The following is an 8,521-nucleotide window of genomic DNA, read 5'->3' on the forward strand; positions in this document are numbered from 1 at the left end:
GTCTCAAGTCTTGATGTTCCAGAAGGAAGCATGGATGACGGATAGGACTGAACAGGCGCCGACACAGCCGGGCAAGGATGCCCGCCCGATAAAGCTCGCCTGCCGCAATGTCTGGAAATTGTTCGGATCGAACGCGGCCAATTTCATCCGCGAGCGCGATGGCAAGGCCAGCATGGCCGACGTCACTGCCGCCGGGCTGGTTGGGGCCGTGCGGGCAGTCGATCTCGAGATCCGCCAGGGCGAGATCTTCATCATCATGGGGCTGTCGGGCTCCGGCAAGTCGACGCTGGTGCGCTGCATGTCGCGGCTGGTCGAGCCGACCCACGGCAAGGTCGAGTTCGAAGGCAACGATCTGCTGAAAATCTCGGATGCGGCGCTTATCGAATTGCGGCGCCACCGGATGGGCATGGTGTTCCAGAATTTTGCGCTCTTGCCGCATCTCAACGTGCTGGAAAATATCGCCTTTCCACTCAGCATCCAGGGACAGGACCGGCCGACGCGCGAAGCGCGGGCGCGTGAGGTCATCGAACTCGTCGGATTGCGTGGCCGCGAACATTTCTACCCGCGCGAGCTTTCCGGCGGCCAGCAGCAGCGTGTCGGCATCGCCCGCAGCCTGGCGACCAAACCGGAAATCTGGTTCCTCGATGAGCCGTTCTCGGCGCTCGACCCATTGATCCGCCGCGAGATGCAGGACGAGCTGATGCGGCTGCAGACCATGCTGCACAAGACCATCGTCTTCATCACCCATGATTTTGACGAAGCGATCCGGCTGGCCGACCGCATCGCCATCATGAAGGACGGCGAGGTCATCCAGATCGGCACGCCGGAGGAGCTGGTGGTCAACCCGGCGACCGACTATGTCGCCGAATTCACCCGCGACGTCGACCGCGCCAAGGTGATCTCTGCGCGCAGCCTGATGCGCGCCTGCGACGGCACCGAGCATGGCGGCACCGTTGCGCCGGATGCCAAGATCGCAAGCTTTTCAGCGGAGATCGTATCCGCCGGCAGGCCGTTCGCGGTGGTCAACGGCACCGGCAAGCCGATCGGCGAGGTGACGCCGCAAGCGGTGATCGACCTGCTGGCCGGCATCGATCGTTCGAGGGCCGGCGCATGACGGTGACGGCTGGCGCCAGCGAGGCAAGGGCGCGTCCGGTTCAGGTCTGGCTGATCGTCTGGGCCTCGGCGCTTGCCGCCGTGCTTGTCGTGTTCCTGCTGCAGGACAGCCTGCCCTGGGCCGTCAATTATCCCGCCAGTGCAATCGTGCCGGTCGCCGACTGGGTCGGCGCCTTGATGGGCTGGATCAAGTCGAACCTGTCGTGGCTGACGCGCTCGATCACCGCGGTGCTCGGCGTGCCGCTCGACTTCGCGCTCAACCTGCTGGCCAAGAACTTCAAGATCGGTCACGGCGCCGACGCCTATGTCTTGCCGCGCCTGTCCTGGGTCGGCGTCTGCGCCGCCGCCTTCCTTGCCGGGCATGCCGCCGGTGGCCGGAAGCTCGGCATGCTGGTCGGCGGGTGTTTCCTCTACATCGCACTGTTTGGCCAATGGACCAGCGCCATGCTGACGCTGGCGCTGATCTCCATCGCCGTGCCTTTCTGCATCGTCACCGGCCTGTTCGCGGGCATCTGGGCATGGCGCAAACCATGGGCGGAAAGGCTCATCGTCTCCCCTGCCCTTGACCTGATGCAGACGATCCCGACCTTCGCCTATCTGATCCCGATGCTGCTCCTGTTCGGCAACAGCCCGGTTTCGGCGATGATTGCGACCGCCATATTCGCCACGCCGCCTATGGTGCGGGCGACGATGCTCGGCCTGTCGCGGGTGCCGTCCGAGATCGACGATTTCAGCGAGATGGCCGGCTGTACGGCGCGGCAGAAACTGTGGCGGGTGCTTTTGCCCTCGGCGCGGCCGACGCTGATGGTCGGCGTCAACCAGGTGATCATGCTGGCGCTGAACATGGTGATCATCGCTTCGATGATCGGCGCCGGCGGGCTCGGCTACGACGTGCTTTTGGCGCTACGCGCGCTGAAGGTCGGCGAGGCGATGGAAGCCGGTCTCGCCATCGTCGCGCTGGCGATTGCACTCGACCGGCTGAGCCAGGCGATCGCGCACAAGCAGGCAAAGGGCCATGTCCACCGGGAAGTGAGCCCCAGCTTCTGGCGGCGCTATCCCAATTTGACGCTGGCGATCGCCATCCTTGTCGTCACCACGCTGCTCGGCCTGTTCGTGCCGGCCTTCGCGGCGGTGCCGAAGGCGATCACCTTCACCACCGCGCCCCTTTGGAAGGCAGCGGTGAACTGGATCACCATCAACTTCTTCGACACGATCGAGGCGTTTCGCGTGGCGCTGATCCTCAACGTGCTGAACCCGCTGCGCGCCTTTTGCGAAGGCTTTCCGTGGCTGGGCGCGGTGTTCCTGCTCGGCCTTGCCGGCTATCAGCTTTCCGGCCTGCGGCTCGCGGCCCTGGTTGCTGCACTCACCGCTTTCTGCGCCGTCACCGGGCTGTGGGAGAAGACCATGGCGACGGTCTATCTCTGCGGCATCTCGGCCTTCATCGCTTGCCTGATCGGCATCCCCATTGGCCTGATGGCCTCACGCAGCGACCGTTTCGAGAAGATCGTCACGCCGATCATCGACACGCTGCAGGTGCTGCCATCCTTCTGCTTCATCATCCCGGTGGTGATGCTGTTCCGGGTCGGCGACGTCACCGCGATGATCGCAACGGTCGCCTTCGCCGTGGTGCCGGCCATTCGCTACACCAATCACGGCATCAGGCAGGTGCCGCCGGCGCTGATCGAGGCTGCGAAGGTATCCGGCTGCACGCCGCGCCAGACCTTCTTTCGCGTGCAGCTTCCGCTGGCGCTGCCCGAAATCATGCTGGGCGTGAACCAGACGATCCTGATGGCGCTGGCGATGATCATCATCTGCGCTATGGTCGGCACCCGCGACCTCGGCCAGGAAGTGTTCATCGCGCTGTCCAAGGCCGATTCCGGCCGCGGCATCGTCGCCGGCCTCGCCATCGCCTTCATCGGCATCGTCGCCGACCGGCTGTTCAACGCGTGGACGGCGAAGGCGCGGGCAAGGCTGGGTTAGTCCAATTTGGTGCCGAATGTCTGAGCCAGGCAAGCCGCCCTTTACCGTCCTCGTTTTCGACATGGCCAGAACCGGCGAGCCGGACGGCGAACATTTCGTCCCGGGCTTCGGCACGCTGGAGGCGGCGACGGCCTACGCCGTCGCGCGGGTTCGCGCCTCGGTGGAGGAACTGCGCAAACCCGGCATCGCGGCCGCTGAGTTGCGCCAGCTCTGGCATCTCTACGGCGAAGACTGCTCGGTATTGAGCAATCCGGTGCGCGGCAGCGATCTTCTCGACGACTTCATCGCAACGCCGGCGACGCCTGCCGAATGCGACTGGCAGGCGCTGGCGCCAAGGCTGCGCCGCTTCCACGCCACCCTGTTGATCTCCAACGACAATGACGAGTCGGTCTGGGTCGGAGGCTTTTTCCGCGAGCCGTACAGGCTATCGGGGCAAGGCCTGCTCGACCGGTTCCGTGACGACGCCATCGCCGCCTTCAATCACAAGGGCATCATGCCGGCGGTGCCGACCAAAATCCTTGTCGCCAATCATTTCGAGCTTCCCTACCCGCCGCATCCGCTGCCAGGCGATATCAGGCCGCTGCGATGCTGGAAGATCGAGATCGAATTTGTCTGCCACGATGTGAAATTCGGCGCCAACGCCGACGGCATCTTTGCATGGCCCGAAGAGCCGGGCGGACCTGCCCTCGCCGCCATGACATTCCTGCTGATGGCGGACACGCTGGCAGTGCGCGGCGATGGCCCCGACTTTGCCAACACCAGCGACGTGCTGTCGGTCAAGGTGACGGAGACCGACGCTCCGCCTGACTATCCGCTGGATTGAAGTCGGCGCGCCTTGCTACTCCGCCGCGACGCCTTTCACCTCAAGATAGCTCTCCATCGAATCATCCAGCGCCTGCAGCCAGGGCGTATGGTGCAGCGGCGCCATGGTGCCGGTCATCAGCGAGCGATAGGCGTGGTCGCGGAAGCTCATAATGTCTTCCCCCTTGTGGTGCTCCCACTCCATGAAGGTCTTGTTGACCGCTTCGACGTCGAAGCCTGGATAATCGGTCTGGTCCATCAATTCCTTGGTGTAGTCGCCCTGGAACCAGATCATCTGCTCGGCGTCTTCCAGCGTTTCCTCGCGCGCCCGCCATTTTGCGCCGTGCGCGGCCATCGCCTCGGCCGACGGCAACTTGATACGGCCCATGATGACATCGCGGGCGAACCAGGCCTGCGCGTCGAACATGTTGAAGGTGTAGAACTGATCCTGCATGCCGATGAAGGACAGCTTCGGGTTCTTCTCCCAGACGACGCCCTCATAGAGCCCGTCCGGCCACATGCGGTTGGCGGTCTTGAGCTTCAGATCCTCGGTGAGGAAGGGGAAGGAATGGAGATAGCCGGTGCACAGGATGATGGCATCGACATCCTTGGTGCTGCCGTCCTTGAAATGGGCGGTCTTGCCGACGACTTTCTGAAGCAGCGGCACCTCTTTCCAGTTCTCCGGCCATTTGAAACCCATCGGCTTCGAGCGGTAGCTGGAGGTGATCGATTTGGCGCCGTATTTGTAGCACTGCGAACCAATGTCCTCGGCCGAATAGGAGCGGCCGATGATCAGGATGTCCTTGCCCTTGAATTCCATGGCGTCGCGGAAATCATGGCTGTGCAGGATGCGGCCGTTGAAGGTCGAAAACCCCTCGAAATAGGGCACGTTGGGGACAGAGAAGTGCCCGGAGGCGACGACGACGTTGTCGAACTCTTCCGAATAGGTAATGTCGTTGGTGCGGTCATGCGCGGTGACGGTGAATTTCTTCGTCGTCTCGGAGAGGGTCACCATGCGCACCGGGCTGTTGAAGCGCACCCATTTGCGCACGCCGGATTTCTCGACGCGGCCCTTGATGTAGTCCCACAGCACGGCGCGCGGCGGATAGGAGCCGATCGGCCGGCCGAAATGCTCCTCGAAGGTGTAGTCGGCGAATTCCAGGCATTCCTTCGGTCCGTTCGACCAGAGGTAGCGGTACATCGAGCCGTGCACGGGATCGCCATGCTCGTCGAGGCCGGTGCGCCAGGTGTAGTTCCACAGGCCGCCCCAGTCGGACTGCTTCTCGAAGCAGACGATCTCGGGAATGTCGGCGCCCTTGTCGGCGGCCGACTTGAAGGCCCTGAGCTGTGCCAGGCCGGACGGCCCGGCTCCGATAACGGCAACGCGACTTTTCATTGCAGGCCTCCCGATCTGATTTCGACTTTTTGTTTGACGCAATCCCGGACGGAAAACCGTTTCACACTTTTCCTGGAATTGCTCTTACGAAACAAATTTCACTCACAGGACARTAATTGGCCCGTTCGTGCTGTCAACAGTTCCTGTGTCGAAACAGCGCTTCGGCTGTGAGGATTTCGCGCAAAACCTCGCGCGACCAAACACGGGATCGGGTGCATGCGCCTTCAGGCGACTTGCCGTCGCGGTTGCGCTCATGTATCGGCACCTGACATGTTCACCTAGAGTGAAATAAATCCGCAGAGTCCGAGGGCGACATGGCCAACAAGATTTCCGATCCCAAGCCTGGTGCCGACCCTGCCGGCGCAAGGGCCAAGCCGCTGCCCAAGGTTTCGTCGGACGGCAAGACCATCCGGGCGCCGCTGACGCAGAACCCGCACGCCATTCGCGACACCCGCGAAAAAGTGCTGGAGGTCGCGATCGGCCGCGAGGTACGGGCGTTCCGCAAGAAGCTCGGCATCACCGTCGCCGATCTGGCGGTCGCCACCGACATTTCGCTGGGCATGCTGTCGAAGATCGAGAACGGCATCACCTCGCCGTCGCTGACCACCTTGCAGGCACTGTCGCGGGCGCTCGGCGTTCCGGTCACCGCCTTCTTCCGCCGCTTCGAGGAGGAGCGCAGCGCTGTCTTCGTCAAGGCCGGCGAAGGGCTCGACGTCGAACGTCGCGGCACGCGCGCCGGTCACCAGTACAATCTGCTCGGCCATATCGGCTCCAACACCAGCGGCGTCGTCGTCGAACCCTATTTGATCACGCTGACCGAGGATTCGGACGTGTTCCCGACCTTCCAGCATGAGGGCATGGAGTTTCTCTATATGCTCGAAGGCGAGGTCGTCTACCGGCACGGCAGCAACCTCTATCCGATGAAGCCCGGCGACAGCCTGTTCTTCGACGCGGACGCGCCGCACGGGCCCGAACAGCTGACGCAGCTGCCGATGCGCTACCTCTCGATCATCTGCTATCCGCAGAACAGCGCGGGTTAGTCCGGCCCGAAGCCCGGCGATGTCGGGCTGCCGTCGTCGAGCTTCGACAGCCACTCGACCAGCGTCGGGCGATAGCGCGTCAGGCCCTTGTAGTTGGCGAGTTCGTCCGGAAGGTCTCGGATGACGCGGTGCAGGCGGCGTGCCCATTTCGGCTGCGTCACCAGTTCGTCCATCTTGATCAGATAGCAGCGAATCGGAAAGACGATGCCGTTCGAGCGCGGCAGCCGCCAGAAACTCTGCAACTCGACGCGCAGGTGCACCTTGTCGCCGACATTCTCCGGCGTCACCGTGGTCCGGTCCGGACCCCATTTGTGATAATTTTCCGGGCTGGTATCGAGGCGCGGATTGATGGTCATCGTCCAGTTTAGGCGCCGCGCCGGCTTGCCTTGCTGGATATTGGTGAGGAATTTCAGCGCCCGGGTGAAAATCCCCTTTTCATGCGCCAGCGGCACCGGCGCGTGCCACTCGAAGAAGTTCATGCCGATGTCGAAATCGAGCGACCAGTCGGCCTGGGTGGTGACCATGCCGGCATCCATCCACAGATTGCCGTCGCGCTGGTCGAGGATGCAGAAATCGCCTTGGCTCTGCCGGGTGATGTACTCCATCGGCCCGTAGGGCAGCGTCGAGGTGTCGCCGAAAGTGAAGGTGTCGTCGATGCCGAGCGGCCGGTTGATCCAGCGCCAGCGATCGCCGTCGCGGGTCAGCGTGAAATGGTCGGGATAACCCAGCGCCTGCTGCTCCATCAGGAGCTCCAGCAGGTCCCAGCCGGCCAGCGTCATGTGCGGCAGCGACTGGCAGCGCAGCGGATCCTCGGCCAGTACCAGCGCACGGTCCTGCATCTCGGCGACATAGTGCTCGTCGACGTCGATCAGGTTTTCCAGCACGCTGCCCTTGGGTCCGACGACATGCGGCTCGATGTTGACCGCATACATGTAGGCGTCTTCGTGGAACGGGAACGGGAACCGCCGAATGTGCTCCGGGCTGTTCTTGAAGGTGAAATCGTCGCGGAACGTTTCCTTGCGAAAGGTGATTCCCAAGCTCGCCTCCTATCTTTCCAACACCAGCGACCGGCCCTCGAAGCGCGACACGCACGGCATGATCTTGCAGCCCGAGCGGTGGTCTTCCTCGCTCAACCAGTGGTCGTTGTGGATGAACTTGCCGTCATACGAGATGACATTGGTTTCGCACTGACCGCAGACGCCGCCACGGCAGAGATAGGGCGGGTCGACGCCGGCCGCCTCGATCGCTTCGAGCAGGCTCTGCTGTTCATCGACCCTGATCGTATTGCCAGTTACGGCAAGCGTCACGTCGAACGGCAGCCCGGGCTGGGGTGCCGCGAAATGCTCGAAATGAACGGTCTCCGACGGCCAGCCCAGGGTGGCGGCACGCTCACGCACCCAGTTGATCATGCCGGCCGGGCCGCAGACATAGAGATGCGTGCCGAGCGGTTGCGACGACAACAGCCGGTCGAGCTCGATGCGCTCGTCAAGGTCGTCATGATAGAGCCTGATCCGTCGGTCGTAGCGCTCGCGCAGCAGATCGGCATAAGTGCCGAGCGAGGCGGTGCGGCAGGTGTAGTGCAGTTCGAAATTGCCGCCTTCCGCCGCCAGCTGCGCGGTCTGCGCCATGAACGGCGTGATGCCGATGCCGCCGGCCAGCATCAGGTGCTTTTTGGCGCGCAGGTCGAGCGAGAACAAATTGACCGGATAGCTGACCACCATTTCATGGCCAGGCCGGACATTCCTGTGCATGAACAGCGAGCCGCCGCGGCCGACATCGTCGCGGCGCACGCTGATCGTGTATTCGCGCGTGTCGAGCGGCGAGCCCATCAGCGAGTAGGGATTGAGCCGGGTGCGCTCGCCGTCGCGCATCTCGACCACGACATGGGCTCCCCCGGAAAAGGTCGGCAAGAGCTGGCCGTCGCGGCGGCGGAAATGGAAGCGGGTGACCAGCTCATTGACCGGCACCACATCGCTGACCACGACATCGAGTTTTGTCGTTCCGGTGCTCATCGAAAAATCTCCTCCATCGGAGGAATCTCGCTGCGATCCTCGGCGTTGATGCAGACACCCTGGAACGCGGCGATGCGCCTGGAATAATGGTCGCGCACCAGGAGCAGCAGGCCGCAATGCGCGCAGGTCGCCGGCTGCGTCGTCACGTTCTCGGTGATGCCCTTGCAATGCACGCACTG

At 63.1% G+C, this 8,521-nt stretch carries 8 protein-coding genes; 4 read left to right on the top strand and 4 right to left on the bottom strand.

Annotation, left to right across the window (positions count from 1 at the left end; all coding sequences use genetic code 11):
* Positions 1 to 34: 34 nt before the first annotated feature.
* Genes AC1D0I_RS20665 through AC1D0I_RS20675 form a run of 3 tightly spaced genes read left to right on the top strand, consistent with a single transcriptional unit; the run spans position 35 to position 3,916 of the window.
* Entirely contained in the window at positions 35 to 1,114 is a 1,080-nt protein-coding gene (locus tag AC1D0I_RS20665) for a quaternary amine ABC transporter ATP-binding protein (protein ID WP_477397350.1), read from the top strand.
* On the top strand, positions 1,111 to 3,093 hold the full coding sequence (locus AC1D0I_RS20670; protein WP_477397352.1) for an ABC transporter permease: 1,983 nt from the start codon (positions 1,111 to 1,113) through the stop codon (positions 3,091 to 3,093). Before AC1D0I_RS20665 ends, AC1D0I_RS20670 begins: the two co-directional genes overlap by 4 nt.
* 16 nt (positions 3,094 to 3,109) lie before the next feature.
* Positions 3,110 to 3,916 carry a hypothetical protein gene (locus AC1D0I_RS20675; RefSeq protein ID WP_477397354.1) on the top strand — a complete coding sequence of 269 codons (807 nt, stop codon included), beginning with the start codon at positions 3,110 to 3,112 and terminating at the stop codon, positions 3,914 to 3,916.
* A 15-nt stretch (positions 3,917 to 3,931) separates the two neighbouring features.
* Here the strand turns inward: AC1D0I_RS20675 and AC1D0I_RS20680 are convergent, their stop codons facing one another.
* Positions 3,932 to 5,290 (bottom strand): NAD(P)-binding domain-containing protein, encoded by a 1,359-nt coding sequence (locus AC1D0I_RS20680; RefSeq protein ID WP_477397356.1) that lies wholly within the window; start codon positions 5,288 to 5,290, stop codon positions 3,932 to 3,934.
* Between the two features lie 314 nt (positions 5,291 to 5,604).
* Here AC1D0I_RS20680 and AC1D0I_RS20685 point away from each other — a divergent pair, with 314 nt between their 5' ends.
* Positions 5,605 to 6,330 carry a helix-turn-helix domain-containing protein gene (locus AC1D0I_RS20685; protein ID WP_477397358.1) on the top strand — a complete coding sequence of 242 codons (726 nt, stop codon included), beginning with the start codon at positions 5,605 to 5,607 and terminating at the stop codon, positions 6,328 to 6,330.
* Here AC1D0I_RS20685 and AC1D0I_RS20690 read toward each other — a convergent pair.
* The 3 genes from AC1D0I_RS20690 to AC1D0I_RS20700 all read right to left on the bottom strand — a co-directional run.
* A complete protein-coding gene (locus tag AC1D0I_RS20690; protein WP_477397360.1) occupies positions 6,327 to 7,367 on the bottom strand; it encodes a heme-dependent oxidative N-demethylase family protein in 1,041 nt (346 codons plus the stop codon). The two genes, AC1D0I_RS20685 and AC1D0I_RS20690, sit on opposite strands and share 4 nt — an antisense overlap.
* 9 nt (positions 7,368 to 7,376) lie before the next feature.
* On the bottom strand, positions 7,377 to 8,342 hold the full coding sequence (locus AC1D0I_RS20695; protein WP_477397362.1) for a PDR/VanB family oxidoreductase: 966 nt from the start codon (positions 8,340 to 8,342) through the stop codon (positions 7,377 to 7,379).
* Positions 8,339 to 8,521, bottom strand: a 183-nt coding sequence (locus AC1D0I_RS20700; protein ID WP_477397364.1) for a dimethylamine monooxygenase subunit DmmA family protein, incomplete at its 5' end; no start/stop codon positions are given. The genes AC1D0I_RS20695 and AC1D0I_RS20700, both read right to left, overlap by 4 nt.

The organism is Mesorhizobium sp. P2_D1 (genome assembly GCF_056404455.1).